The 26,520-nt window shown below is 68.4% G+C and carries 27 protein-coding genes and 2 tRNA genes; 15 read left to right on the top strand and 14 right to left on the bottom strand.

Annotated elements, in window-relative coordinates; translation table 11 throughout:
- Positions 1 to 14 precede the first annotated feature (14 nt).
- Positions 15 to 1,112 carry a tRNA 2-thiouridine(34) synthase MnmA gene (gene mnmA, locus AC25Y0_RS12090; RefSeq protein WP_488123317.1) on the top strand — a complete coding sequence of 366 codons (1,098 nt, stop codon included), beginning with the start codon at positions 15 to 17 and terminating at the stop codon, positions 1,110 to 1,112.
- A 31-nt stretch (positions 1,113 to 1,143) separates the two neighbouring features.
- Positions 1,144 to 3,474 carry an NAD-dependent DNA ligase LigA gene (gene ligA, locus AC25Y0_RS12095; protein WP_488123316.1) on the top strand — a complete coding sequence of 777 codons (2,331 nt, stop codon included), beginning with the start codon at positions 1,144 to 1,146 and terminating at the stop codon, positions 3,472 to 3,474.
- A 24-nt stretch (positions 3,475 to 3,498) separates the two neighbouring features.
- On the opposite strand, the gene AC25Y0_RS12100 is transcribed toward ligA, so the two are convergent.
- Entirely contained in the window at positions 3,499 to 5,202 is a 1,704-nt protein-coding gene (locus AC25Y0_RS12100; protein ID WP_488123315.1) for a long-chain-fatty-acid--CoA ligase, read from the bottom strand.
- Positions 5,203 to 5,256: 54 nt separating this feature from the next.
- Between AC25Y0_RS12100 and gatC the strand changes: the two genes are divergently transcribed.
- Genes gatC through AC25Y0_RS12130 form a run of 6 tightly spaced genes read left to right on the top strand, consistent with a single transcriptional unit; the run spans position 5,257 to position 10,846 of the window.
- On the top strand, positions 5,257 to 5,556 hold the full coding sequence (gene gatC, locus AC25Y0_RS12105; protein WP_488123314.1) for an Asp-tRNA(Asn)/Glu-tRNA(Gln) amidotransferase subunit GatC: 300 nt from the start codon (positions 5,257 to 5,259) through the stop codon (positions 5,554 to 5,556).
- Positions 5,553 to 7,076, top strand: coding sequence for an Asp-tRNA(Asn)/Glu-tRNA(Gln) amidotransferase subunit GatA (gatA, locus tag AC25Y0_RS12110; protein WP_488123313.1), 1,524 nt, complete (start codon positions 5,553 to 5,555; stop codon positions 7,074 to 7,076). Before gatC ends, gatA begins: the two co-directional genes overlap by 4 nt.
- Positions 7,076 to 8,605, top strand: a complete 1,530-nt coding sequence (gene gatB, locus AC25Y0_RS12115; protein WP_488123312.1) for an Asp-tRNA(Asn)/Glu-tRNA(Gln) amidotransferase subunit GatB — start codon at positions 7,076 to 7,078, stop codon at positions 8,603 to 8,605. Before gatA ends, gatB begins: the two co-directional genes overlap by 1 nt.
- A gap of 49 nt (positions 8,606 to 8,654) precedes the next feature.
- Positions 8,655 to 9,914 carry a DNA polymerase IV gene (dinB, locus tag AC25Y0_RS12120; protein ID WP_488134723.1) on the top strand — a complete coding sequence of 420 codons (1,260 nt, stop codon included), beginning with the start codon at positions 8,655 to 8,657 and terminating at the stop codon, positions 9,912 to 9,914.
- Positions 9,915 to 9,957: 43 nt separating this feature from the next.
- Positions 9,958 to 10,278 carry a hypothetical protein gene (locus AC25Y0_RS12125; RefSeq protein WP_488123310.1) on the top strand — a complete coding sequence of 107 codons (321 nt, stop codon included), beginning with the start codon at positions 9,958 to 9,960 and terminating at the stop codon, positions 10,276 to 10,278.
- The gene (locus tag AC25Y0_RS12130; protein ID WP_488123309.1) at positions 10,253 to 10,846 is read left to right on the top strand and encodes a nucleoside/nucleotide kinase family protein; all 594 of its coding nucleotides are present in this window, start codon (positions 10,253 to 10,255) and stop codon (positions 10,844 to 10,846) included. The genes AC25Y0_RS12125 and AC25Y0_RS12130 overlap by 26 nt, the downstream gene beginning before the upstream one ends.
- A gap of 4 nt (positions 10,847 to 10,850) precedes the next feature.
- Here the strand turns inward: AC25Y0_RS12130 and AC25Y0_RS12135 are convergent, their stop codons facing one another.
- From AC25Y0_RS12135 to AC25Y0_RS12160, 6 genes are all read right to left on the bottom strand, one after another.
- A complete protein-coding gene (locus AC25Y0_RS12135; protein WP_488123308.1) occupies positions 10,851 to 11,336 on the bottom strand; it encodes a DUF2017 family protein in 486 nt (161 codons plus the stop codon).
- Positions 11,333 to 11,629: an ATP-dependent Clp protease adapter ClpS gene (gene clpS / locus AC25Y0_RS12140; protein WP_488123307.1), complete on the bottom strand. Its 297-nt coding sequence runs from the start codon at positions 11,627 to 11,629 to the stop codon at positions 11,333 to 11,335. The genes AC25Y0_RS12135 and clpS overlap by 4 nt, the downstream gene beginning before the upstream one ends.
- The gene (locus tag AC25Y0_RS12145) at positions 11,629 to 11,976 is read right to left on the bottom strand and encodes a metallopeptidase family protein (protein WP_488123306.1); all 348 of its coding nucleotides are present in this window, start codon (positions 11,974 to 11,976) and stop codon (positions 11,629 to 11,631) included. Before AC25Y0_RS12145 ends, clpS begins: the two co-directional genes overlap by 1 nt.
- 26 nt (positions 11,977 to 12,002) lie before the next feature.
- Positions 12,003 to 12,078, bottom strand: a tRNA-His gene (locus tag AC25Y0_RS12150).
- Between the two features lie 37 nt (positions 12,079 to 12,115).
- A complete protein-coding gene (orn, locus tag AC25Y0_RS12155) occupies positions 12,116 to 12,742 on the bottom strand; it encodes an oligoribonuclease (protein ID WP_488123305.1) in 627 nt (208 codons plus the stop codon).
- A gap of 41 nt (positions 12,743 to 12,783) precedes the next feature.
- Positions 12,784 to 12,856, bottom strand: a tRNA-Arg gene (locus tag AC25Y0_RS12160).
- Between the two features lie 107 nt (positions 12,857 to 12,963).
- Here AC25Y0_RS12160 and AC25Y0_RS12165 point away from each other — a divergent pair.
- Positions 12,964 to 13,176 carry a methyltransferase gene (locus AC25Y0_RS12165; RefSeq protein WP_488123304.1) on the top strand — a complete coding sequence of 71 codons (213 nt, stop codon included), beginning with the start codon at positions 12,964 to 12,966 and terminating at the stop codon, positions 13,174 to 13,176.
- A 10-nt stretch (positions 13,177 to 13,186) separates the two neighbouring features.
- On the opposite strand, the gene yczE is transcribed toward AC25Y0_RS12165, so the two are convergent.
- Positions 13,187 to 13,828, bottom strand: coding sequence for a membrane protein YczE (gene yczE / locus AC25Y0_RS12170; RefSeq protein ID WP_488134724.1), 642 nt, complete (start codon positions 13,826 to 13,828; stop codon positions 13,187 to 13,189).
- A gap of 28 nt (positions 13,829 to 13,856) precedes the next feature.
- A complete protein-coding gene (locus AC25Y0_RS12175; RefSeq protein ID WP_488123302.1) occupies positions 13,857 to 14,120 on the bottom strand; it encodes a hypothetical protein in 264 nt (87 codons plus the stop codon).
- 207 nt (positions 14,121 to 14,327) lie between these two features.
- On the opposite strand from AC25Y0_RS12175, the gene AC25Y0_RS12180 reads away from it, so the two are divergent.
- From AC25Y0_RS12180 to AC25Y0_RS12195, 4 genes are all read left to right on the top strand, one after another.
- On the top strand, positions 14,328 to 14,828 hold the full coding sequence (locus tag AC25Y0_RS12180) for a single-stranded DNA-binding protein (RefSeq protein WP_488123301.1): 501 nt from the start codon (positions 14,328 to 14,330) through the stop codon (positions 14,826 to 14,828).
- Between the two features lie 41 nt (positions 14,829 to 14,869).
- The gene (locus AC25Y0_RS12185) at positions 14,870 to 15,373 is read left to right on the top strand and encodes a DUF6993 domain-containing protein (protein WP_488123300.1); all 504 of its coding nucleotides are present in this window, start codon (positions 14,870 to 14,872) and stop codon (positions 15,371 to 15,373) included.
- Positions 15,374 to 15,434: 61 nt separating this feature from the next.
- Entirely contained in the window at positions 15,435 to 17,114 is a 1,680-nt protein-coding gene (ettA, locus tag AC25Y0_RS12190) for an energy-dependent translational throttle protein EttA (protein ID WP_488123299.1), read from the top strand.
- 10 nt (positions 17,115 to 17,124) lie between these two features.
- A complete protein-coding gene (locus AC25Y0_RS12195; RefSeq protein WP_488123438.1) occupies positions 17,125 to 17,616 on the top strand; it encodes an acyl-CoA thioesterase in 492 nt (163 codons plus the stop codon).
- Positions 17,617 to 17,621: 5 nt separating this feature from the next.
- Here the strand turns inward: AC25Y0_RS12195 and AC25Y0_RS12200 are convergent, their stop codons facing one another.
- Entirely contained in the window at positions 17,622 to 18,533 is a 912-nt protein-coding gene (locus AC25Y0_RS12200; protein WP_488123298.1) for an acyl-CoA thioesterase, read from the bottom strand.
- A 55-nt stretch (positions 18,534 to 18,588) separates the two neighbouring features.
- On the opposite strand from AC25Y0_RS12200, the gene AC25Y0_RS12205 reads away from it, so the two are divergent.
- Positions 18,589 to 19,260 carry a DUF8185 domain-containing protein gene (locus tag AC25Y0_RS12205; protein WP_488123297.1) on the top strand — a complete coding sequence of 224 codons (672 nt, stop codon included), beginning with the start codon at positions 18,589 to 18,591 and terminating at the stop codon, positions 19,258 to 19,260.
- Between the two features lie 6 nt (positions 19,261 to 19,266).
- Here AC25Y0_RS12205 and AC25Y0_RS12210 read toward each other — a convergent pair whose 3' ends face one another.
- The 4 genes from AC25Y0_RS12210 to pepN form a co-directional block, all read right to left on the bottom strand.
- Complete coding sequence (locus AC25Y0_RS12210) at positions 19,267 to 20,931, bottom strand: FAD-binding dehydrogenase (RefSeq protein WP_488123296.1); 1,665 nt, start codon at positions 20,929 to 20,931, stop codon at positions 19,267 to 19,269.
- Positions 20,932 to 20,958: 27 nt separating this feature from the next.
- Positions 20,959 to 21,426, bottom strand: coding sequence for a globin (locus tag AC25Y0_RS12215; RefSeq protein WP_488123295.1), 468 nt, complete (start codon positions 21,424 to 21,426; stop codon positions 20,959 to 20,961).
- Positions 21,423 to 22,520, bottom strand: a complete 1,098-nt coding sequence (locus tag AC25Y0_RS12220; protein WP_488123437.1) for a mechanosensitive ion channel family protein — start codon at positions 22,518 to 22,520, stop codon at positions 21,423 to 21,425. The genes AC25Y0_RS12215 and AC25Y0_RS12220 overlap by 4 nt, the downstream gene beginning before the upstream one ends.
- A gap of 72 nt (positions 22,521 to 22,592) precedes the next feature.
- Positions 22,593 to 25,178 (bottom strand): aminopeptidase N, encoded by a 2,586-nt coding sequence (gene pepN, locus AC25Y0_RS12225; protein ID WP_488123294.1) that lies wholly within the window; start codon positions 25,176 to 25,178, stop codon positions 22,593 to 22,595.
- A 134-nt stretch (positions 25,179 to 25,312) separates the two neighbouring features.
- Between pepN and AC25Y0_RS12230 the strand changes: the two genes are divergently transcribed.
- The gene (locus AC25Y0_RS12230; protein ID WP_488123293.1) at positions 25,313 to 26,497 is read left to right on the top strand and encodes a ferrochelatase; all 1,185 of its coding nucleotides are present in this window, start codon (positions 25,313 to 25,315) and stop codon (positions 26,495 to 26,497) included.
- Positions 26,498 to 26,520 lie beyond the last annotated feature (23 nt).

A 26,520-nucleotide genomic window follows, 5' to 3' on the forward strand; every position in this document is an offset into this window, starting at 1 on the left:
CGTAGACTGGAAAGATGCGCATTCTGGCAGCGATGAGCGGGGGAGTCGACTCCGCCGTGGCGACCGCGCGCGCCGTCGAGGCGGGGCACGAGGTCGTCGGCGTGCACCTCGCCCTCTCACGGGCCGGCGGCACGCTGCGCACCGGCAGTCGCGGCTGCTGCACCATCGAAGACGCCATGGATGCGCGACGCGCGGCCGACCTGCTCGGCATCCCGTTCTACGTGTGGGACTTCTCGGAACGCTTCCGCGACGACGTCATCGAGGACTTCGTCTCCGAGTACCGTGCGGGTCGCACCCCCAACCCGTGCATGCGCTGCAACGAGAAGATCAAGTTCGCAGCCCTGCTCGAACGCGCCATCGAGCTGGGATTCGACGCCGTCTGCACAGGGCATTACGCGACGCTCATCGACGGGCCCGACGGGCTCGAGCTGCACCGGGCTTCGGATGCCGCGAAGGACCAGTCCTACGTACTCGGCGTGCTCACGGCGCAGCAGCTCGCGCACACGTACTTCCCGCTGGGCGACACGCCGTCCAAGGCGCTCGTCCGGGCCGAGGCCGAGCGCCGCGGTCTGACGGTCGCGCAGAAACCGGACAGCCACGACATCTGCTTCATCCCCGACGGCGACACGCGGGGTTGGCTCGCCGAGCGCGTCGGCGCCGAGCGCGGCGACATCGTCGACCGCGCGGGCGACGTCGTCGGCTCACACGAAGGCGCGCACGCGTTCACGATCGGCCAGCGCCGCGGACTGCAGCTCGGGGTCCCGGCATCCGACGGCAAGCCTCGTTTCGTGCTCGAGGTGCGTCCCGTCTCGAACACCGTGGTCGTCGGCCCGAAAGAAGCGCTCGCCACCGCCCGCATCGGCGGGGACCGGTACACGTGGGCGGGGCGCCCTCAGCCTGCGGGCGAGTTCGCCTGCCACGTGCAGATCCGCGCGCACGCCGACCCCGTTCCGGCCGTCGCCGTGCTCGATGACGACGGCCTCACGGTCACCCCCGAGACGCCGTTCGACGGTGTGGCGACGGGGCAGACCGCCGTACTCTACGACGGCACGCGTGTCATCGGCCAGTTCACGATCGACCGCACAGAGTCGGCTGTTCCCGTCGCATCCTGACGACGTCGGAGGCCGCTCGTAGACTGTGCAGGTGGCTGATGGCGTACCTTCTGACCTTCCCGATCTGACACTCGAGCAGGCGCACGACGAGGCGGCCGACCTCACCGAGCGGATCATGGGCGCGCGCGAGGCGTACTACGGCGCCGACGCCGAGCTGGTCGATGATGCGACGTACGACGGGTGGATGCGGCGGCTCGAAGCGCTCGAGCGACGGTACCCCGAGTTGCAGGGCCAGGACTCGCCGACCCAGACCGTGGGCGCCGCCCAGTCATCGATGTTCGCGCCGGTGACGCACGCCGAGCGCATGCTGAGCCTCGACAACGTCTTCAGCGACGACGAACTCCGCGAATGGTGCGTCAAGACGCAGGCGGCCGCGGGGCGGGCCGTGCACTGGCTCACCGAGCTCAAGATCGATGGACTCGCGGTCAACCTGCGCTACGAACACGGGGTGCTGACGACAGCCGCGACGCGAGGCGACGGCCGGATCGGCGAAGACGTCACGGCGAACGCGCTCCGCGTCACCGGCATCCCGCAGCGGCTGTCGGGAACAGGTCACCCCGCGCTCGTCGAAGTGCGCGGTGAAGTGTTCATCCCCGTGGCGGCGTTCCGCGACCTCAATGCGCTGCAGGCACGCCTGCGCGAGCGGGTCATCGCCGACGCCCTCGCGCGGGGGATCGACGAGGATCGCGCCGCGCGCAGTGCAGCGCGCCGCTTCGCCGCGTTCGCCAATCCTCGCAACGCCGCCAGCGGCGGCCTGCGTCAGCAGCTCGAGAAGAAGTCCGGACTCGAACTCGAAGCCGGACTCGCGCGCCTGGACTCGCTGCGCCTCTTCGTGCACGGAATCGGCGCGTGGGAGGCGCCACCGGTCGGCGCGCAGAGCGAGGTCTACCGGCTCCTCGCCGAGTGGGGCCTGCCCACGAGCCCGTATGCGCGCACGTTCGACGACATCGACGGCGTGCTGGGCTTCGTCGAGTACTACGGCCAGCACCGGCACGACGTGGAGCATGAGCTCGATGGCATCGTCGTCAAGGTCGACGAGCTCGCCCTTCACGATGAGCTCGGCGCGACCAGTCGTGCGCCGCGATGGGCGATCGCCTACAAATACCCCCCTGAGCAGGTCAACACGAAGCTACTCGACATCGTCGTGTCGGTCGGCCGCACGGGGCGCGCGACGCCGTTCGCCGTCATGGCGCCCGCGCTCGTCGCAGGCTCGGTCGTGCGTCAGGCCACGCTGCACAATCAAGACGTCGTGCGGGCGAAGGGCGTGCTCATCGGCGACACCGTCGTGCTGCGCAAAGCCGGCGACGTGATCCCCGAGGTTCTGGGCCCTGTCGTCGAGCTTCGAGACGGCACCGAGCGTGAGTTCGTCATGCCGACCGACTGCCCCGAATGCGGCTCGCGGCTCGCACCCGCGAAAGAAGGCGACATCGATCTGCGATGCCCGAACACGCGGTCCTGCCCCGCCCAGGTGCGCGGCCGTGTCGAGCACATCGGGTCCCGCGGCGCTCTCGACATCGAGGCGCTCGGTGAAGTGACGGCCGCCGCGCTCACGCAGCCCTCGGTTCCTGAGCAACCGCCGCTCGACACCGAAGCAGGACTGTTCGATCTGACGCTTGACGAACTCGTGCCCATCGAGGTTCTCGTCCGCGACCCCGAGACAGGGCTGCCCCGGCAGGACGACGACGGCACGCCCAAGGTGCGCGCGCCGTTCCGGCGCAACCCCACCGCCGCCGAGCGCAAAGCGGGTCTGGAGGGCCCGCATCCGTCGGCGCAGGCGATCACGCTGCTCGACGAACTCGAGAAGGCGAAGACGAAAGAGCTCTGGCGCTTCCTCGTCGCGCTCAACATCCGCCACGTCGGACCGGTCGCGGCCCGCGCCCTGGCGCAGTGGTTCGGATCCGTCGAGGCGATCCGCACCGCCACGAGAGAGGAACTCGCATCGGTCGAGGGCGTCGGAGGCATCATCGCCGACTCACTGCGCGACTGGTTCGGCGTGGAGTGGCACCGCGAGATCATCGATCGCTGGCAGCGCGCGGGTGCGCAGCTGGCCACGCCCGGTCATCCGGGTCCGGGTGCAGCCGCCGCCGCGGGCGGCGTGCTCGATGGTGTGACGATCGTGGCGACCGGTTCGCTCGAAGGCTATACGCGTGAAGGCGCGCAAGAAGCCATCATCGCCGCGGGCGGCAAGGCGGCGTCGAGCGTGTCGAAGAAGACCGACTTCGTCGCGGCGGGGCCAGGAGCCGGGTCGAAGCTCGCGAAGGCCGAAGACCTCGGCCTTCGGATCATCGACGCGGCGCAGTTCCGCATCCTCGTGGAGCAGGGGCCGGCGGCGCTCGACGCGCTCGCCCCCGACGCCGGCTGATGACGGCTCGCTCGCGACGAGGCGTCAGCTGCCGGTCGTGAGGTTCAGGAGAGAATCCCGCACACGGCGACGCAGCACCTTTCCGATGAGCGACTTCGGCAGCTCGTCGACGACGAAGAGCCGGCGAGGCACCTTGTAGGGCGTCAGGATGCCGCGGGCGAACTCTCGGATCGCCTCGACATCGGGATGCTCGACGTCCGGTGAGACGACGATCGCGGCGACGACTTCTTCACCGGAGTGCTCGCTCGGCAATCCGACCACGGCTGCATCCTCGACGTCGGGGTGTTGCCGCAGTGCGATCTCGACCTCGGTGGGAGCGACGTTGAAGCCGCCGGTGATGATGAGCTCCTTGATCCGGTCCACGATGCGCACGAACCCGGCGTCGTCGATCGTGACGATGTCGCCCGTGCGGAACCAGCCGTCGACGAACACGGCTTCGGTCTCCTCTGGCTTTCCGTAATACCCGTGGAAGACCTGGGGCCCGCGCACGATGAGTTCGCCGCGTTCGCCCTGCGGCACGTCGACGGTCGGCTCGTCGGGGTCGACGACGCGACATTCGGTACCCGGCAGCGGGAGCCCGACGGTTCCGGGCACACGGTTCTCGGCGACGGGATTCGCCATCAGCACGGGGGAGCACTCCGACAGGCCATAGCCTTCGACCAGGTACCCGCCCGAGGCCTTCTCGAACGGAACCACGAGCTCATGCGGCAGCGCCATGGCACCGGAGATCGCCACCTCGGTGCCGCGCAGCGAGACGCCCTGCTCGATCGCCGCGGCAAGCAGCCGGTCGGCGATCGGAGGAACGAGCGGCAGCAGCGTCGGCGGGTGCTTCTTCATCACCTCGAGCACCATGTCCGGGTCGAAGCGCGGGAACAGCACGAGCCGAGCTCCCATCGACATGGCGAAGGTGAGGCAGAGCGTGAGCCCGTAGGCGTGGAACATCGGCAGCACCGCGTAGACGACGCACCCGTTGCCGCGCACGATCGACGGCACCCACAGCTGCGCCTGCTTCGCGTTGGCGAGCAGGTTGCCGTGGGTCAGCACGGCGCCCTTCGGGGTGCCGGTCGTGCCGCTCGTGTACTGGATGATCGCGATGTCGTCGATTGCGGGGTGCGGATGCGCCGCGGGCAGCGCCTCGTGGTGCAGCACGCTCTCCCACGGTGTGGCGCCGCTCACGTGCTCGGTGAGAGCGGCACGTGCATCCCGTGCTTTCGAGATCGGCAGACGCAGCATCGCGCGCATGCGCATCGGCATCGCCTTCGTGATGTCCACGCTCACGAGATGATCGACCCTCAGGTCGGCGGGGAACTCCTGCACCGTCGTGACGACCTTGCTCCACACGATCGCGTGCTTCGCGCCGTGGTCCTCGAACTGCTTGCGCAGTTCGCGCGGCGTGTAGAGGGGATTGTGCTCGATCGCGATCGCGCCGAGCCGCAGGATCGCGTAGAAGGCGATGATGTGCTGCGGGCAGTTCGGCAGGACGATCGCGACGGGGTCGCCCGCCTTGACTCCGAGAGCCTTCAGCCCTGCCGCCGCACGCTCGATCGAGGCGAGCAGCTCGCGGTACGACATGGTTCGGCCGAAGAACTGCAGCGCCGGCGCATCCGGATAGTCGCGCGCCGAGGCTTCGACGATATCCACGAGCGAGCCGGACACCACTCCGAGGTCTGCAGGCACTCCGTCGGCATAGCTGGCGATCCAGGGGCGCGGCGGGTTATACGTCGTCACGCAGACAGCCTAAGGCGGTCCGCCGTGAGACCCCACCGCTCGTAGAATGGGGGCGTGTCGGAAATCACCCCAGATCTCGTGCGCCATCTCGGCGTGCTCGCCCGCATCCAGCTGACCGATGAGGAGGTGCAGCGACTCACGGGACAACTCGATGTCATCGTCGACAACATCGCCAAGGTGTCCGAGGTCGCGACCCCTGACGTCGTCGCGACGAGTCACCCCATCCCGCTGCAGAACGTCTTCCGCCCCGACGTGCCGGGCGACATGCTGACGACCGCGCAGGTGCTGCAGAACGCTCCGGATGCCGCGGACGATCGGTTCCGCGTCACGGCGATCCTGGGGGAGGAGCAGTGAGCGACCTCACGCGGCTGAGCGCCGCCGACCTCGCCGACCGCCTGGCCTCCGGAGAGGTGTCGAGCGTCGAAGCGACCCAGGCACACCTCGATCGGATCGCCGCCGTCGACGGCGATGTGCACGCCTTCCTGCACGTCAGCGACCACGCCCTCGACGTCGCCGCCGACATCGACCGTCGCCGCGCGGCGGGCGAACATCTCGGACCTGTCGCGGGAGTCCCCCTCGCGATCAAGGACGTCCTCGTCACGACGGATATGCCCTCCACGAGCGGGTCCCGGATCCTCGAGGGCTACATGTCGCCCTACGACGCGACCGTCGTCGCGCGTGCCCGGGCGGCCGGTCTCGTGCCCCTCGGCAAGACGAACATGGATGAGTTCGCGATGGGCTCGTCGACCGAGCACTCCGCCTACGGTCCGACGCGCAACCCGTGGGATCTCGACCGCATCCCCGGAGGCTCCGGCGGAGGCTCCGCGGCAGCCGTCGCGGCCTTCGAAGCCCCGCTCGCGCTGGGCTCGGACACCGGCGGCTCGATCCGCCAACCCGCTCACGTGACCGGCACCGTGGGTATGAAGCCCACCTACGGCGGCGTGAGCCGGTACGGCGCGATCGCCCTGGCGTCCTCTCTCGACCAGGTCGGCCCCGTGACCCGCACGGTCCTCGACGCCGGACTGCTGCACGACGTCATCGGCGGCCACGACCCGCACGACTCGACGTCGCTCTCGGACGTGTGGCCGTCATTCGCGCAGGCCGCGCGAGACGGAGCATCGGGCGAGGTGCTGAAGGGCCTGCGCGTGGGCGTCATCCGCGAACTGGCCGACGGAGCATTCCAGGCCGGCGTCGCCGAGTCGTTCCGGCAGTCGCTCGCCCTTCTCGAGGCGAACGGCGCCGAGATCGTCGAGGTCAGCGCGCCGCACTTCGAGTACGGTGTCGCCGCCTACTACCTGATCCTTCCCGCCGAGGCGTCGAGCAACCTTGCGAAGTTCGACTCCGTCCGCTTCGGCATGCGCGTCACGCCCCACGCGACGGCCACCGTCGAAGAGGTCATGGCCGCCACCCGTGAGGCAGGCTTCGGCGACGAGGTGAAGCGCCGCGTGATCCTCGGCACCTATGCCCTTTCGGCGGGCTACTACGACGCGTACTACGGCTCGGCGCAGAAGGTGCGCACGCTCATCCAGCGCGACTTCGACGAGGCGTTCGCGCAGGTCGACGTCATCGCGACGCCCTCGGCGCCCACGACGGCGTTCCGACTCGGCGAGAAGATCGACGACCCGCTGCAGATGTACCTCAACGACGTCACGACGATCCCGGCCAACCTCGCCGGCGTGCCGGGGATCTCGATTCCGTCGGGGCTCGCCGCCGAGGACGGCCTGCCGGTCGGCATCCAGTTGCTCGCTCCCGCGCGCGAAGACGCCCGGCTCTACCGGGTCGGCGCAGCGCTCGAGACCGCACTGGTGGATTCCTGGGGCGGACCGCTGCTGGACAGAGCGCCGGCTCTCGGAACGAACGGAGGTGCCCTCTGATGGCGAAGGACAAGCTGATGGACTTCGACGCGGCACTCGAGATGTTCGAGCCCGTGCTCGGCTTCGAGGTACACGTCGAGCTCAACACGGCGACGAAGATGTTCTCGTCGGCGGCCAACCCCGCGAACTCCGCCAACCACGGCGCGCCGCCCAACTCGCTCGTCGCGGCCGTGGACATCGGTCTGCCCGGTTCGCTGCCCGTCGTGAACGAGACGGCGATCCGGTACTCGATCAGCCTGGGCCTCGCCCTCGGCTGCTCGATCGCCCCGACGAGCCGGTTCGCGCGGAAGAACTACTTCTACCCCGATCTGGGCAAGAATTACCAGATCTCGCAGTACGACGAGCCCATCGCCTTCGAGGGTGAGATCGACGTCGAGCTGTCGGACGGCACGATCGTTGCGATTCCGATCGAGCGGGCCCACATGGAAGAGGATGCCGGCAAGCTGACCCACGTCGGCGGGGCGACGGGGCGCATTCAGGGCGCCGAGTACTCCCTCGTGGACTACAACCGTGCCGGTGTGCCGCTCGTCGAGATCGTGACCAAGACGATCTTCGGCGCCGAGCACCGTGCACCCGAGATCGCGAAGGCGTACGTGCAGACGATCCGCGACGTCGTGATCGGGCTCGGCATCTCGGATGCCCGTCTCGAGCGCGGAAACCTGCGCTGCGACGCCAACGTCTCACTTCGTCGTCGCACGCCCGCCGGCGAGCCCGACGAGCCGCTCGGCACCCGCACCGAGACGAAGAACGTCAACTCGATGCGCTCGGTCGAACGCGCCGTGCGCTACGAGATCCAGCGGCAGGCGGCGATCCTGGCTGCAGGCGGGACCATCACGCAGGAGACGCGTCACTGGCACGAGGACACCGGCGCGACGTCTCCGGGCCGTCCCAAGTCCGACGCCGACGACTATCGGTATTTCCCCGAGCCCGATCTGCTGCCCGTCGTGCCTGCTCCCGAGCTGATCGAAGAGCTGCGTGCCGCGCTTCCCGAGCCTCCCGCGGCGCGTCGACGCCGTCTCAAGGCGGATTGGGGCTTCACCGATCTCGAGTTCCAGGACGTCGTCAACGGCGGACTCCTCGCCGAGGTCGAAGCGACCATCGCCGCCGGAGCGTCGCCCGCTGCCGCGCGCAAGTGGTGGACCGGTGAGCTGTCGCGCGTCGCGAATGCCGCGGGCAAGGAGCCGGCTGAACTGGTCGAGCCGACCGCCGTCGCGGAGCTGCAGAAGCTCGTCGAAAGCGGCACGCTCACCGACAAGCTCGCGCGCCAGGTGCTCGAAGGCATGATTGCGGGCGAAGGAACGCCGCAGCAGATCGTCGATGCGCGGGGTCTTGCGGTCGTTTCCGACGACGGTGCCCTGATCGCGGCGATCGACGACGCACTCGCGTCGCAGCCGGACGTCCTGGCGAAGATCCGCGACGGCAAGGTGCAAGCGGCCGGTGCCGTCATCGGTGCAGTCATGAAGGCGATGCGGGGCCAGGCGGACGCCGCGCGCGTGCGCGAACTGGTCCTCGAGCGCGCAGCAGGCTGACCTCTCGTCTCGGGCGCCGGATGTCGGCGCCCGAGACGAGAATGGACGTATGGGGCGAGGCGACGGCAGCGGGCGGATGGTGTCACCGCGGGATGCGGACGACACCGGCACCGGCATCCTGCATGTCGACATGGACGCCTTCTATGCCGCTGTCGCTGTGCTCGATGATCCGAGCCTCGCCGGCAAGCCCATCATCATCGGCGCCCCCGAGAGCCGCTCGGTGGTCTCGAGCGCGTCCTATGAGGCGCGTCGGTTCGGTGTGCGCTCGGCGATGCCCGTCGGGCAGGCGCTGCGGCTGTGCCCCACGGCGATCGTCGTCCCGCCGCGGTTCGACCGATACCTCGCACTGTCCGCACAGGTCATGGCCGTCTTCCGCGACGTGACGCCGCTCGTCGAGCCCCTGTCGATCGATGAGGCCTTCCTCGACGTGCGCGGCGCCCGACGGCTGTGGGGGAGTCCCGGCATGATCGCCCGGATGCTGCGCATCCAGGTGCACGAAGCCACGGGCCTGACATGCTCGATCGGCGTGGCGGCGACGAAGCACATCGCGAAGATGGCATCGACCGCGTCCAAACCTGACGGCCTGCTCATCGTGACACCGGCCGACACCGAGGCCTTCCTCGCGCCGCGTTCTGTGCGGGCGCTGTGGGGCATCGGGCCCAAAGCAGGCGACGCGCTCGAGCGCCGCGGCATCCGTACCGTCGCCGATGTGCTCGACGAACCGCGCGAGGTGCTCGAACGCGCGCTCGGCCCGGCACTCGGTGATCGTCTGTGGCATCTCGCGAGGGGAATCGATCCTCGCCCCGTCGACACGACGCGGATCGAGAAGAGCATCGGACACGAAGAGACCTTCCACGAGGACATCGCCGATGACACCGTGCTGAGGGCCGAGCTGAGGCGTCTCTCCGACCGGGTGGGTGCGCGCCTGCGGGAGCACGGGTGGGAGGCGTCGACCGTGTCGATCAAGGTGCGCTTCGCCGATTTCACGACCATCACGCGCTCCCAGACGCTCACCGAGCCCACCGCCGTCGGGCAGCGCATCGGCAGCGCTGCCCACGATCTGTTCGCCGGCGTCGACCGCGGGCTGCCCGTGCGGCTCGTGGGTGTGCGCGCCGAGAAGCTCAGCCCATCGGGCTCCGGTGCACCGGCTCTCTGGGACGACGACGAGGGATGGCGCCGGATCGAAGGCGCCCTCGACGGAGCAGCCACGAAGTTCGGTCGCAACGCCGTGACGCGGGCGACGCTGCTCGGCAACCGCCGTGACGGCGGTTCGCTGCCCTCGCATCCGCGAACCCCGAGGGCGCAGTGAGTCCGCTCTGGGAATGACCGGCGCGGGCGGGTAGCGTGGTGGCATGGCCAACATCGCTCTCGAACTGTCCAAGCAATCCGCCTCGCTCGGCGTGAAGAGCGTCTACGGCGAACCTCAGGACATCGATGGTGTCACCTTCATCCCCGTCGCGCTGACATGGTCGGGCTTCGGTGGCGGCGCCGATGAGCAAGGCAACGGCGGCGGCGGGGGCGGCGGCTACGCGGTTCCCATGGGTGCGTATGTCCGCAAGGGAGACGACCTACGGTTCGAGCCGAACCTGGTCTCGCTGCTGGCGGTCGGGATCCCGTTCGTGTGGATCGCCGGGCGTGCGCTCAGCCGTGTCATCCGCGCCCTCAAGAAGTAACGCCGACGCCGTCGGAGAGGCCCTCAGCGCCGCGACGTCGCTCGTTCTCCACGCGGCTGCGTCCGTCTCGGCCGCGAACCCCGTCATTCTCATCGACGGGCGAAGCGGAGCGGGAAAGTCCTCCCTCGCGCGCCGCACCGTCTCGCAGTGGCCTCACGGCTCCCGTGTCCAGCTCGTTGCGCTGGATTCCCTGTATCCGGGGTGGGACGGCCTTGAAGCCGGCGTCGAGCGCGCGCTTGAGGACATCCTGCGGCCACACGCGCGGGGCATGATCGGCGTGTGGCAGCGGTGGGACTGGCACGAGGAGCGGACCGCCGAAGCCCACGCGGTTGATCCGGCGCTTCCGCTCATCATCGAGGGTGCGGGAATTCTCACGCCCCAGACCGCCGAGCTCGCCGACGTCCGGGTGTGGTGTGAGTCGCCGTCGGCATCACGCCGCCGGCGCGCGCTCGATCGCGACGGAGACACGTATCGCCCGCACTGGGAGCGGTGGGCTCTGCAGGAACAGGCGCACATCGATCGCCACGACCCCGCCGCGTTGGCGACGCTGCGCGTCGAGGTGCCGTGACCCGTCAGTCCTCGTCGATGGCGCGGACGAGCCCGTCGAGGCGATACCCGAGCCACTCGTAGATGCCGAATCGGGGGTCGTCCTGAGGATGATCGTCGTCATCGGTGATGTCCAGGCGCGTCGCGAGCACGAGCCGCACCGCCGAGAGTGTGCGCAGCCAGGACCGCGCTTCGCCGGCATCGAGGGAGATCTCGACGACCTCGACGAAGCGGGGATCATCGGGGTCATCGGGCAGCTCGCCGATCACGGCGAGAGAGTCCAGCACGACCGCCGCGTCGTCGGCTCGGCGCGCGAGCAGATCGCGCTCCGTGAGCGCGCGGAACTCCCGCGCAGCCTCGGCGTCGGCATAGGCGTCGGGAACGAGGCGCCCCAGCGCCGGATCCCCGGCGACGTCATCCTCGGCGAGCAGCTCACCGAACTGGCGCACGAGCATCGTGAGGTGAGCCCCTTCGATCCGTGCGAGTTCGAGCACGATCGTCCGCTCGGTCACGGGGCCTCCCGGACGGTGGCCCAGAGGCTGTAGTCGTGCATGGCCTGCGTGTGCAATTCCATCTGCTCGCGGGCGCCCTCGGCCACAACAGCATGCCCGTCGTGGTGGACCGCGAGCATGAGCCGCTCCGCTTCGTCGCGCGAATAGCCGAAGTACTCGCGGAACACGTGCGTCACGTAGCTCATCAGATTGACCGGATCGTTCCAGACGACGGTCTGCCACGGACGCACGGGTTCGACGAGCCGGTCAGCCACGGGGGAGCGGTCGGTGTCGGGCAGCGCCACCGTAGCCATCACGCCCACCCCAGCTCGTGCAGCCGGTCATCGTCGATCCCATAGAAGTGGGCGATCTCATGGACGAGGGTGGTGTGGACCTCATCGCGCAGTTCGTCGATGTCGTCGCAGTTCGCCAGATGCGGCTCGCGGTACACGATGATCCGGTCTGGCAGCTCGCCGCCGCCGTACTGGCCGCGCTCGGTGAGGGCCCAGCCATCGTAGAGCCCGAGCAGGTCGAGGCTGCCGTCTTCGGGTCGATCCTCGACGACGAACACGACATTGTCGAGAGCGTCGACCATCTCATCAGGGAGCTGGTCGAGCTCGTCGATGACGAGCTGCTCGAACTCAGCTGCTTCCATGTCCATACGATGCCCCATGGCCTCGCTTCGATTGGGGTGAGTAACGGGGCTCGAACCCGCGACATCGGCCACCACAAGGCCGCGCTCTACCAACTGAGCTATACCCACCATGTCTCCCGCTTTCGCGGGCAACCAGAAGATTCTCTCACACCTCCGTCGAGAATGACGAAACGGCGGCGACCGCGGCCGCGCGAGCGTCATCGCTGGTCGGTCCCGGCTCTGGAACGAAGACAGCGCGGCGGTAGTAGACCAGCTCGCGGATCGATTCGAGGATGTCAGCGAGGGCGCGGTGGCCGCCGTCTTTGGCCGGTGCGTGGATGTACGCGCGAGGGTGCCAGCGGCGCGAGAGCTCTTTGATGCTGGAGACGTCGACGTTGCGGTAGTGCAGCCACCGGTCGACGCGCGGCATGTACTTCGCGAGGAACATACGGTCGGTGCCGATCGTGTTGCCGGCCAGCGGAGCCTTGCCCTGCTGCGGCACGAACCGCTGGATGTACTCGAGCGCCTGGAACTCGGCATCGGCGACCGAGACGCCCCCGGGGATCTCGTCGAGCAGCCCGGACTTCTCGTGCATGGCAGTCACGAAGTCGTTCATGTTCTCGAGCGCCGACGCATCAGGCTTGATGACGATGTGGAAGCCCGCGTCGAGCGGCCGCAACTCGAAGTCGGTCACGACGATCGCGATCTCGACGAGTTCGTCGACCTCGAGATCGAGACCGGTCATTTCGCAATCGATCCAGACGAGCCGGTCGTTCTCAGAGGCACCCACCATGGGCTCCATCCTAACGATGGCAGCGACACGGGATTCTTCGGTCCCCCAGAGGTGATTCGAACACCTGACCGGCGGATTAGAAGGCCGCTGCTCTATCCACTGAGCTACTGGGGGTCACTGCCATCAAGGGTAGCGGCCATCAGGCATCAGGGAATCGACGGGAGTGCTGGCTCTTTGTCCGTCGGCGGCGTAGCGTCGGGCGCATCGGAGGGAGTTCTGCGATGAGCACGACCGAGACTTCACGCGCCCTGTGGGTCGCTTACGGCCCGGGAGGCGTCGTCGGCAGCATCCGCAAGGTCGATGAGGGATACACCGTCTCGATGACGGGGACGCAGGGTGCGGCTGGGACCTACCCCTCGATGGAGGTGGCCAAACGTGCGCTGCACGCCCGCATGGCACCTGGGAGCGACTGGCCGCGGTTCCTCGAGCACTGAAGTTCGGCGATCAGCTCTGCGGCGGCAGGACCTCATCTGAAGTGATGGTCGGAACCTTCGCCGCGCCGCGGCGGGGAGGGCGTCGGGTGTCCAGCAGCGGCAGAGCAGCATGGACGAGGGGGCCGATGAGCACGGCGAACAGGACCGTGCCGAGCCCGACCGTTCCGCCGAGCAGCCAGCCGCCGAACAGCACCGACAGCTCGACCGTGGCCCGGCAGACCCAGATGGGCCACCCCAGGCGCATGTTCATCCCCGTCATCAGGCCGTCACGCGGTCCGGGCCCGAAGTGTGCGCCGATGTACAGGCCCGAAGCGATCGCCACGAGCAGGATGCCGGCGAGCAGGACCGCGATCTGAGCGACGAGCCCTTCGGTGGGCGGAACCCACGTCAGGACCGCCTGCATCGAGGTGCCGACGAGGGCGATGTTCGCCACCGTTCCCACGCCCGGCTTCTGGCGGAGAGGGACCCACAGCAGCAGGACGAGCAGCCCGAGCAGGCTCGTCACCCATCCGATGCCGATCCCCGTGTGGATCGAGATACCCTCGGCCAAAACGGTCCAGGGGTCTACTCCCAGCCCCGCCCGCACCGTCAGCGCGCAGCCCGCGCCGAAGAGCAGCAGCCCGATGAGCAGTTGGACGACGCGACGTAGCACAGCCCCATCCAACAGCATGAGCGCGCAGTCAGCGCGCGTAGCGCAGGCACTCCAGCGCGTCGTCGGCCGACCAGAAGTCGCCGAGGTCGCGGAACACACGTGAATCCGGGTGGAATCGGCGCGCTCGGTAGCGCGTGCCGCGGGTGTCGGACACCGATTGCAGGTGCCCGACGACGAGTCCCGTGTGGTCGATCACGCGCCAGAGCGCGCGGGCCGCGGGCGCGAGTCGCATCGGTGTGGGGCGACGCAACTCCGGGGCGGTCAGCGCGGGCCAATGGGTATGGATCGACATGGATCTCCCTTCCGGTTCGAACATAAGTGCGACTTCCGACATCAATCACCAACGCCCCTCTCCTCCCCAAGCGAGGCTCCTCGCCGCGCTGTCCCCAGATCCTCCGCGCTCGGGCCGCGGCGGGTGATCGGGAGCGAGGGTGGGACAGCCGTGGTGCCGGCCGGGCACGCGGGCACCACGGCACACCATCCGAGCGAAGGAGAAGGCATGAACGGCACGACCATCACGGTCGCGGGGAACATCGCGACCACACCAGAGCAGCGCAGCACCGCGGCCGGGGTCGCCTACACACGGTTCCGTCTCGCATGCAGCGAACGCCGCCGCGACAAGGCGACAGGCGAGTGGGTCGACGCGGGGACGAACTGGTACACCGTTTCGGTGTTCCGCACGCTCGGCGAGAACGCCGCGCGGTCGTTGAAGATCGGAGAGCGGGTGCTCCTCACGGGCAGGCTGCGTATCCGTGACTGGGAGACCGCGCAGAACCACGGCACCGAGGCCGAGATCGACGCCGAGGCGATCGGGCATGATCTGCGGTGGGGAACGACGTCCTTCGCGAAGACGTCCCCGGCAGACGGCGCGCAGGCGCAGGCGCCGCGGTCCGAGTGGGCGGCCCCCGGCACGTCCCCGGCTCAGCGCGCCGGAGAGGGGGAGCGGTCGCCCGTTGCGGTCGGGGCTTCCGGTGGCCCCGTCGAGGAGGCGCCGTACTGACCGTCCAGGGGCCTTCCTGGTCGCGGACCTAGAATCTCACCGTGACCCGATCCCCGCAGAACGGCCCCTCTCACCTCCGACGTGGAGTGGCGACGGCGGCGGCGCTGGGCGTCGGCCTCCTGGTGCTGAGCGGATGCACCGAGGCATCGCCCGCGCCAACCGCGACGACGACGGCAGCCGCGACGCCGACCGCCACCCCGACCCCCGACGTGGTGGCGTTCCTTCCCGACGGCACGGCGTCAGATAACCTGCCGATCTTCCGGCAGGTCGTCGAGATGGTCTGGGCCGGCGAGGACAACGCGTCCGGTCGCGCCTACATCGACGCCCTGATCGCGACGGGTTTCGACCGCGGGGCGATGGAAGTCACCCAAGACCTGTCGACCGTCGGGAACCCGGCCGAAAGCCTGCAGTTCTCGGTGCTGTGGGGGTCGGAGTGCCTCATCGGACAGGTCGGGCCCGCGACGGGTGACCCCGTGGCCGTCGTCGTCGACGCTCTGGCCGAAGGCGGCTGCCTCATCGGCCGCACGCGTCCGATCGACTGGTGACCTCTCCGCGGCCGGTAGGCTGGGGGGCTGACGTCCGCAGTCCAAGGAGAGCAGGATTCGCATGGCTGAGTACATCTACTCGATGGTCCGCGCCCGGAAGGCGGTCGGAGAGAAGCTGATCCTCGATGACGTGACGATGGCGTTCCTCCCCGGCGCCAAGATCGGAATGGTCGGCCCCAACGGTGCCGGCAAGTCGACGATCCTCAAGATCATGGCCGGCCTGGACACACCGTCCAACGGCGAAGCGAAGCTCAGCCCCGGGTTCACGGTCGGCATCCTCATGCAGGAGCCCGAGCTCGACGAGTCCAAGACCGTGCTGGAGAACATTCAGGACGGCATCGCCATCAAGGCGAAGGTCGACCGCTTCAACGAGATCTCCGGCCTGATGAGCGACCCGGACGCCGACTTCGACGCCCTCCTGGCCGAGATGGGCACGCTTCAGGAAGAGATCGACGCCGCGGACGCGTGGGACCTCGACTCGCAGCTCGAGCAGGCGATGGATGCCCTGCGCACGCCCCCCGGCGACGCATCTGTCTCGAACCTCTCGGGCGGTGAGAAGCGCCGTGTGGCGCTGACCAAGCTGCTGCTGCAGAAGCCCGACCTGCTGCTGCTTGACGAGCCCACGAACCACCTCGACGCTGAGAGCGTGCTGTGGCTCGAGCAGCACCTGCAGAAGTACACCGGTGCCGTCATCGCCATCACCCACGATCGCTACTTCCTCGACAACGTCGCGGAGTGGATCGCCGAGGTCGACCGCGGTCGTCTCATCGGCTACGAGGGCAACTACTCGACGTACCTCGAGAAGAAGCGCGAGCGCCTCGACGTGCAGGGCAAGAAGGACGCCAAGCTCGCGAAGCGTCTCGCCGAAGAGCTCGAGTGGGTCCGCTCCAACCAGAAGGGCCGCCAGGCCAAGTCCAAGGCGCGTCTGGCCCGCTACGAAGAGATGGCCTCCGAGGCGGAGCGCACCCGCAAGCTCGACTTCGAAGAGATCCAGATCCCGCCGGGCCCGCGCCTGGGTGGCGTCGTGATCGAGGCGAAGAACCTGCGGAAGGGCTTCGACGGCCGCTCGCTCATCGACAATCTGAGCTTCAGCCTGCCCCCGAACGGCATCGTGGGCGTCATCGGTCCCAACGGCGTCGGAAAGACGACGCTGTTCAAGACCATCGTGGGCCTCGAACCGCTCGACGGCGGTCAGCTCAAGATCGGTGAGACGGTCAAGATCAGCTACGTCGACCAGTCGCGATCGAACATCGACCCGGACAAGACGCTGTGGGAGGTCGTCTCGGACGGCCTGGACATCATCACGGTCGGAAAGATCGAGATCCCGTCGCGCGCCTACGTCTCGAAGTTCGGGTTCAAGGGCCCGGACCAGCAGAAGAAGGCGGGGGTGCTCTCCGGCGGTGAGCGAAACCGTCTCAACCTGGCGCTCACGCTCAAAGAGGGCGGAAACCTTCTGCTCCTCGACGAGCCCACGAACGACCTCGACGTCGAGACGCTCCAGTCCCTCGAGAACGCGCTCCTGGAGTTCCCGGGCTGTGCCGTGGTGATCACGCACGACCGGTGGTTCCTCGACCGCATCGCGACGCACATCCTCGCGTACGAGGGCACCGAAGAGCACCCCGACCGGTGGTACTGGTTCGAGGGCAACTTCGACGCCTACGAAGAGAACAAGGTCGAGCGGCTCGGGCCTGACGCGGCCAAGCCGAACCGTTCGGCGTACCGCAAGCTCACGCGTGACTAACGACGCCGGCATGGTCGTCGATATCGGGCGCCGCGTCCGCATCCCCATCCATCTGCGATGGGGAGACCTCGACGCGCTCGGACATGTCAACAATACGTCCATGCTCAAGCTGCTCGAAGAAGCGCGCCTGCGCGCCTTCTGGTTGCCCGAGGGAGACGCTGAGGCAGCTCCGACGGCGATCTTCGACATGTCGGTGCTCGAGGGCGGAGGTGACCGATCGGCTCTCGTGGCGCGGCAGGAGATCGAGTATCTGCGCCCTGTGCCTTACGGGCATCGGCCGCTCGACGTGCAGATGTGGATCAGCAAGATCGGCGGGTCGAGCATCGAGGTCTGCTACGAGGTGTTCAGCCCGCTCGGCGATGATCAGCAAGTTCTCTACGCGCGTTCGTCGGCCGTCGTGGTGCTCGTCGACATCGTCTCCGGCACGCCCACGCGCCTGAACGAGCGCGAGCGGTCGACGTTGTCGCCGTTCCTCGGAGAGCCGATCAGCTACCGTCGCTGACGCGCTCAGGCCTCGGTCGGCACCCGCACCATGACTTCCTGTGCGACGCTCGCGATGAGCACGCCGTCGCGCGAGTAGACGCGTCCGTTCGAGAGTCCGCGTCCGCCTCGGGCGCTCGGCGACTCCTGGACGTAGAGCATCCACTCATCGACGCGCCCCGGGCGATGCCACCACATCGCGTGGTCGAGGCTCGCGACCTTCAGTCCAGGCTGCGACCACGGGATGCCGTGTGCGCGCAGGATCGACTCCTGAATGGTGAGATCGCTGAGGTACGCGAGGGCTGCGCGATGTATGCCCGGGTCATCGGGCATCGCGCTGCGCACCCGCATCCACACCGCCTGTTCAGGGCGACGCTCACCGGACACCTTCGTGTAGATCGGCGAGGAGACGTGACGCAGGTCGAGAGGCCGGTCCGTGTACATCCGTTTCGTCATCGGATGCAGCCCGTCCAGCTGAGACTCGACGTCGGGCAGGTCCTCGGGGTCAGGCACTCCGGTGGGCATCGGCGTCTGATGTTCGAGCCCCGTGTCCTCGTCCTGGAAGGACGCGATCATCGAGAAGATCGGCACGCCCTCCTGGAAGGCCTGCGTGCGTCGCGTGGAGAAGGAACGGCCATCGTGGATCCGGTCTACCGCGAACGTGATGTGGGCTTCGGCGTCACCCGGGCGCAGGAAGTACCCGTGCATGGAGTGCACCGTGCGCTCCTCGGGCAGCGTGCGCGAGGCCGCGACGATCGACTGCGCGAGCACCTGCCCGCCGTACACGCGACCGAGCGGCATCGGCTGCGACACACCCGTGAAGATGTCCTCTGTCGTGCGTGCGTCCGAATCGGCGAGGTCAAGAACAGCGAGCATCGAAGCGACCGGCTCGGCGCCTGCGCCGTCGTACGTGGACTCAGGTGCGTCGGTCACTGGCATCTCCGTCTCCGATGGCCGGGGTGTCACCTCGGCGCCGCTTGGTAGTTTAGATCGGATGTCTTCCCGTCTTCTGTTCGCCGACACCGCTTCGGCCGCCGACGCCCTGACGTTCGCCGGCCGTGCGGCCGTCCTCGGCGACGGCGCGGTGCGATTGCGTGGCGCCGACGGCGCACTCGTCATGACCAGCGCGCCGCTCTCCCCGCGTGGGCTGCTCGACTCCACGCCGACGGTCCTCGGGATGCGCGTCCTGACCGTCGATCCCGAACTCGTGTGCGACATCGTGGTCGAGGCATCCGAGCTGAGCGCCGCAGACGACGATGCGACCGCGGTCGTGCTGCCCGAGGTGGGGCTCTCACCGGCCTGGGCAGGCGTCTCGCCTCCGCGCAGCGGGTGGGAGCCGCAGGGCACGATCGCCGCAGCCACCCTCGCGTCGCGGGCGCAGTGGGGGATCGCCGCTGTCGCCGAGGCGGTGCCCCGCGACGCCGGCGAGGACGCCGTGCGCGCCGTACGCGCATCGGTGTGGGGGAGCCCCGACGATGCGCTTCAGGGGCTGCCGCTGGGCGTCGCCTTCGCCGCGTTCGGTCTCGGCTTCATCGCGGGGCAGGAAGACGCGGTCGCGCGCACAGCCGCCGGCTGGATGAGACTCACGCTCGCCCGCGGTCACGTCCTGGTGCGCGGTCCCGTCCGCAGAGGACTGACGCAGGTGCGCTCCACGGGCCGCGGCTGAGCACGCTCAGACGGCAGCTGCCATCGCGCGCCCCGCGATGCGGCCCGAGAAGAGGCATCCGCCGAGGAATGTCCCCTCGAGAGCTCGGTATCCGTGCACGCCCCCGCCCCCGAATCCGCTCGCCTCTCCGGCCGCGTACAGGCCAGGAACGGGCTCACGCCGCGAGGACACGACGCGTGCCGAGAGGTCGGTCTCGAGTCCGCCGAGCGACTTGCGCGTGAGGACGTGCAGCTTGACGGCGATGAGCGGCCCCGCGGCAGGATCGAGGATGCGATGCGGCGCCGCCGTGCGGATGAGACGGTCGCCCCGGTAGGCGCGCGCCGAGCGCAGCATCGCGATCTGCGCGTCCTTCGTGAAGTCGTTCTCGACGGCGCGGTCCCGAGCTTCGATCTCGAATCGCACGCGCGCGGCATCGAGCAGGTCGCCGCCCGGCAGCGCCTGCATGCCGCGGATGAGGTCCGCCAGCGAATCGCGCACGACGAAGTCGGCGCCGCGGTCCATGAACGCCTGCACGGGCCCGGCCGCGCCCTTGCCGAGCCGGGAGCGGGCGAGCAGAGCGAGGTCCTTGCCCGTGAGATCGGGGTTCTGCTCGCTGCCCGAGAGCGTGAACTCCTTCTCGATGATCTTCTGCGACAGCACAAACCACGAATGATCGTGCCCCGTCGCACGCAGGTGCGCGAGGGTGCCGAGGGTGTCGAAGCCCGGGAAGAGCGGGACCGGCAGACGGTGCCCCGTGGCGTCCAACCAGACGGACGAAGGACCGGGAAGGATCCGGATGCCGTGATCGGGCCAGACCGGATCCCAGTTCTGCAGACCTTCGACGTAGTGCCACATGCGGTCCTCGTTGATGAACCGCGCGCCGGCATGCCGCGCGGGCTCGATCATGGAGCCGTCGACATAAGCGGGGACCCCGGTGAGCATGGTTGCGGGCGCTGTGCCGAGGCGAGCCGGCCAGTAGCGCCGGACGAGGTCGTGATTGCCGCCGATCCCCCCGGCGGCGATGAGTGTGGCTCCGGCAGAGATCTCGAACGAGCCGACGACGTCGCGCGTCGTCACGACGCCTCGTGCAGCCCCCGCCGGGGCGAGCACATCGCCGGTCGCACCGGTGACGGCGCCGTCTGACATCGACAGCGAGGTGACGCGGTGCCGAGGCAGGATCGTGATCCGACCCTTCGCCTCGGCCTGCTGCACGGCCGCCTGGAACGGTGCGACGACGCCGGGACCTGTACCCCAGGTGACATGGAAGCGCGGCACGGAGTTGCCGGGCCCGGTCGCGGAGTATCCGCCGCGCTCGGCCCATCCGACGATCGGGAAGAAGCCGACACCCTTCTCTCGCAGCCAGGCGCGCTTCTCGCCGTGCGCGAAGTGGAGGTAGGCCTCGGCCCACCGGCGCGGCCAGGCATCGTCATCGCGGTCGAAGCCGGCCGTCCCGAACCAGTCCTGGTGCGCGAGCTCGAGCGAGTCCGTGATGCCCATCCGGCGCTGCTCGGGGGAGTCGACGAAGAACAGCCCGCCGAAGGACCACCACGCCTGGCCCCCCAGATTGACGCGTGGCTCCTGGTCCACGATCACGACCCGCTTGCCCGCCGCCGCCGCTTCGCTCGCCGCGACGAGTCCGGCCAGCCCCCATCCGATGACGAGCACATCGGTGCTGCGGGTCGTGGGGGACATGGCGACTCCTTCGTCGGTGGAATGCGCTCAGCTCGTGGCGGGTGGCTCCGGATTCACAGCGATGGATGCCGAGGCGCGCCCCGCCGCCGACGGACCGATGCCCGTAGGTTCGAAGGTGTTCACCATGGCATGCGCCGCGCGTTCGAGATAGTCCCACAGCGTCGCTTCGTGCAGCGGAGACAGCGACAGGTCATCGACAGCGACCCGCATGTGCGCGAGCCATCGATCCCGCGCGTCGGGGTTGACGTGGAACGGATTGTGCCGTGCCCGCAGACGAGGGTGCCCGCGCTCCTGGCTGTAGGTCGAGGGCCCACCCCAGTACTGTTCGAGGAACATCAGCAGACGTCGTTTGGCGGGGCCGAGATCCTCCTCGGGGTACATCGGCTGCAGCACCTCGTCGTCGGCGACACCGCGATAGAAGAGATCGACGAGTCGCTCGAACGTCGGGCGCCCGCCGATCTCTTCGTAGAAGGTCTGAGATGCGGCATCCGTCATGAGTCCTCCGGAGGGGTCTCGGGTGTCGCGGGCGGCGTCTTCGGCATCCGCTTGGGCTTCCACACCGGACGCGCCGAGGCGTTGCTGATCGTGGGCTGAGGCCTGGTCTTGGGCGGATTCGAGCCACGCACGCGTCCGGCGCTCTCGAGCCCGGACAGCATCACGGTGCTGAGCTGAGGCACAGTGACACCGAGGACGTCCATCGACTGCTTGATACGCACCCGCAGCTCTCGCGCGACGTCGTCCTTCGCATTCGCGCGCGTCTTCATGACCAGGCGGATGATGAGGGCGTCACCGGACACCGACTCCAGACCCCACACCTCGGGGTTCTCGAGGATGCGCGAGCGCCATTTCGGGTCCTTCGCCAAGGCCGAGGCGGCGTCGAGCATCGTCTTCTCGACCTCGTCGATGTCGCTGTCGATGGGCACCGCGAGATCGATGATGACGCGCGACCACCCTTGCGAGAGGTTTCCGATGCGCAGGATCTCACCGTTGCGCACGTACCAGAGGGTGCCGTTGACATCACGCACGTGCGTGATGCGTACGCTCACGTACTCGACGATTCCGGTCGCGAGCCCCAGGTCGACGACGTCGCCGATCCCCACCTGGTCTTCGGCGACGATGAAGATCCCGTTGAGCACGTCTTTGACGATGTTCTGCGCACCGAAACCGAGGCCCGCGCCGATCGCCGCCGTCAGCAGTGTGAGCGAGGCGAGGGCGTTGGGCGCGAGCACGTCGACGACGAGCAGCAGCGCGATGATGACAATCGAGACGTTGACGATGTTCTGCAGGATCGAACCGAGCGTGCGGGTGCGCTGCACGAGGCGGACGGACGCGAGCGGTGACCGCTCGAGTGCCATCGTGTCGGTGACTTCTGCCTTCGTCTTGGCTCCGTTGACGACGCGGTGCACCACACGGCGGATGACGAGCCGCAGCACCCAGGCGATCAGGAACGCCACCACGATGATTCCTGCGATTCGCAGGATGTTCCAGCCGGAGTCGATCAGGAACGCCAGCACTTCTTCCCAGAAGACGGGGTCGATGATCGCCGGCGCCGCCGGGTCGGGGGCGTTCGGATCTGCCTGAATCCACATCATCGCCACGATCCTAACGACGGATGCCTCGGCTTCGCCTGAGTGCGCGCGAGCCGAGGCATCCTGACGGAACTACTCCGCGTCGCGTTCCTGCACATCGAGCGCGCGATCCACACCGGCGAGGTTCTCGGCGACCAGACGGCGCAGGGCGGGAGGCGCGTCGAGGTTCGCGGCGAGCCACGCGCGCGTCGCATCACGCAGCGAGACATCCGCGAGTGCTGCCGGGTAGAGCCCGAAGATCAGATACTCCGCGATCTTGTACGTGCGCGACTCCCAGATCGGCAGCAGCATGTCGAAGTACGGCGCGACGAAGTCCCGGAGCAGATCCCGGCTCGCGGGGTGCCCGAACCCGAGGGCGGCGGCACGCACGAGCGTGTTCGGCAGGTCGTCGCTGCCGACGAGCGCATCCCACGCGGCGCGCTTGGCTTCGCTTGTGGGAATGGCGGCCTTGGCCTGCGCCGCGAACTCCCCGCCCTTGGCGGTGTTGTCGGCGGCCAGGGCCACGTCGATGTCCTCGGCGGTGACGAGTCCGCCGGCCGCGAGCGAGACCAGAAGCTGCCAGGACAGGTCGGTGTCGATCTCGAGACCGGGGAGCATATCCTCACCATCTCGCAGGCGACGCACCTGCTCGCGCTGAGCGGAGGTCGATGCGGCGGCGGCGAACGATGTGGCGAACTGCAGCTGATTGTCGCTTCCGGCCTCGGCGGCGGTCGCGAGCTTCCAGAGCGCGTCGGCGACCTTGGCGCGGGTAGCCTCACGGCGTTCGGGAGCGACGTACGAGTTGGCGGCGAGCAGCAGCTGCCCCAGCGTCGTGCGGACCGTCGTCGACTCGGTCTCGGAGGCGATGTTGCGCAGGACGAGGTCGACATAGTCCGAGGCCGACGCTTCGGCATCGCGCGTCTGGTCCCAGGCGGCACCCCACACGAGCGAGCGGGCGAGGGGATCCTCGATCTTCGCCAGGTGGTCGATCGCCGTCTGCAGCGAGCGGTCGTCGAGGCGGATCTTGGCGTAGGCGAGGTCGCCGTCGTTGAGCAGCACGAGATCGCCCCGCGACACACCCTTCAGCGCGGGGACTTCGGTCAGGTCGCCGTCGACATCGAGCTCGAGGTGGTGCACGCGCACGAGCGCGTCGCCTTGGAGACGGTAGATGCCGACGCCGAGGCGGTGCGGGCGGATCGTGGGGTAGTCCGCCGGGGCAGTCTGCACGATCGCGAATCGCGTGATGAGGCCATCGACATCGGTCACGATCTCAGGCGAGAGCGTGTTGACGCCCGACGTCTCGAGCCACTTGCGAGCCCACGTCGTCAGATCGCGACCGCTCGTCTGCTCGAGTTCGGCGAGCAGATCGCCCACTTCGGTGTTCGACCACTCGTACTTCTTGAAGTAGGCCGCGACACCGGCGAAGAACTGCTCGATGCCCACCCAGGCGGCAAGCTGTTTGAGCACCGATCCGCCCTTGGCGTAGGTGATGCCGTCGAAGTTCACCTGCACGTCTTCGAGATCGTTGATCTGGGCGACGACCGGATGCGTCGAAGGCAGCTGGTCCTGGCGGTACGCCCAGGTCTTCTCCATCGCGTTGAACGTCGTCCACGCCTGGGTCCACTCGGTGGCCTCGGCGGTCGCGATCGTCGACGCCCACTCGGCGAACGACTCATTGAGCCACAGGTCGTTCCACCACTTCATCGTGACGAGGTCGCCGAACCACATGTGGGCGAGCTCGTGCAGGATCGTGACGACGCGGCGCTCCTTGACGGCATCGGTCACCTTCGAGCGGAAGACGTAGGTCTCGGTGAACGTGACGGCTCCGGCGTTCTCCATCGCGCCCGCGTTGAACTCGGGCACGAAGAGCTGGTCGTACTTCGCGAAGGGATACGGGTAGTCGAACTTCTCCTCGAAGTACGCGAAGCCCTCGCGCGTCTTGTCGAAGATGTAGTCGGCGTCGAGGTGCTGCCACAGACTCTTGCGCCCGTAGACACCGAGCGGGATGACACGGCCCGATGAACTCGTCAGCTCGGAGAACGTCGCTTCGTAGGGCCCGGCGATGAGCGCCGTGATGTACGACGAGATCGGCGGAGTCGACTCGAACTCCCACGTCGCGACCGCGTCGCCCCGGGACTGTCCCTCACCCTGCCGAAGGATCGGCTCGGGCGTGGGGGAGTTGGAGACGACCTTCCACCGAGCGGGCGCCGTCACCGTGAACTGGAACGTCGCTTTGATGTCGGGCTGCTCGAAGACGGCGTACATGCGCCGCGAGTCGGGCACCTCGAACTGCGAGTAGAGGTAGACCTCGCCGTCGACCGGGTCGACGAAGCGGTGCAGGCCTTCACCCGTGTTCGTGTAGAGGCAGTCAGCGTCGACGACGAGCTCGTTCTGAGCGTCGAGCCCGGTCAAGGCGATGCGCGAGTCTGCGAAGGCCGACAGGTCGACCTCGCGTCCGTTGAGGGTGATCGAGTGCACGTCGCGTGCGATCAGGTCGATGAAGGTTTCGGCGCCCTCGACCGCGCCGAAACGGACGACCGTGCGGGATCCGAAGACCTCGTCGCCCTTCGTGAGGTCCAGTTCGACGTCGTACGCGATCGCGTTCAGCGCGGTTGAGGCGGGACGGATGACGGCGCGACGCTCCTGCGCCTCGATCCGAGTGAGGTTCTCTCCAGGCACTGCAATGCTCCCGTGTTCTGTGGATCGGGTCGGTGCCGGACGCGGATGGCGAGGGCGGCAACCCGAACAGCCTACTGGCCGCGGATCTGCGCGCGGCGGGCCGAGACCTTCCCGCACGCTGTCAGGATGGACGCATGACAATCCGCGAGGACGAACATGTTGCGTTCGCCTCGGATGCCGCGGCATCCGGAGCCCCCTATGCAGAGGCGGCCGTCGCCTATGACGGACTGCTCTTGGCCGGCTTCGGCGGCCCGGAGGGACAGGATGACGTCATCCCGTTCCTGCGCAATGTCACCCGGGGCCGTGGGATCCCCGACGAGCGTCTCGAAGAGGTCGCGCACCACTACCGTCATTTCGGCGGGATCAGCCCGATCAACGCCCAGAACCGCGCCCTCAAGGCTGCGCTCGAAGCGGAACTCGCCCGCCGTGGCATCGACCTGCCGGTCTACTGGGGAAACCGCAACTGGGCGCCGTACCTCGAAGACGCCGTCACCGAGGCGGCAACAGCCGGTGACACGACGCTGCTCGCGCTCGCCACGAGCGCATACTCGTCGTTCTCGAGCTGCCGCCAGTACCGCGAGGACTTCGCCCGCGTGCTGACGGCGACCGACCTCGCGGGATCTGTCACGATCGACAAGGTGCGCCAGTTCTTCGACCACCCGGGGTTCGTGCAGCCCTTCATCGACGGCGTGCGCGACGCGGTCGCGGGCTTCCTCGCCGAAGGCATCGACCCCGCAGCGGTTCGCGTGCTGTTCTCGACGCACAGCATCCCGACCGATGACGCCGAACGGTCAGGACCGCGCGACCGTGAGCTCGGCCCGCTCGGTGCGTACCCTGCGCAGCATCTCGCAGTCGCCGAGGTCGTCATGGCCGCGGTCGCCGCCGAGATCCCGGCTGCAGCGACGGTCGGCTGGGAGCTGGTGTACCAGTCCCGGTCGGGTCCGCCCACGCAGCCCTGGCTCGAGCCGGACGTCAACGACGTCATCGAGAAGCTTCCCGCCGACGGTGTCGCCGCCGTCGCGATCGTGCCGCTCGGGTTCATGAGCGATCACATGGAAGTGCTGTGGGACCTCGACACCGAGGCGATGGAATCCGCCGAAGAAGCGGGCCTGCGCGCCGTGCGAACGCCCACTCCCGGCATCGACCCCGTCTTCGTCTCGGGCCTGATCGATCTCGTCGAAGAGCGACTGAGGGGCACCCCCGCGGCCGACCGCCCCCACATGACCGAGCTCGGGCCGTGGTTCGACGTGTGCCGCCCCGCATGCTGCGAGAACATCCGCGCGGGGTTCAAGCCTGCCGCCGCCGGAGTCGCGCCCTGACTCCGCTGCCCGTCCCTAGGATG

The organism is Microbacterium sp. Y547 (genome assembly GCF_057669785.1).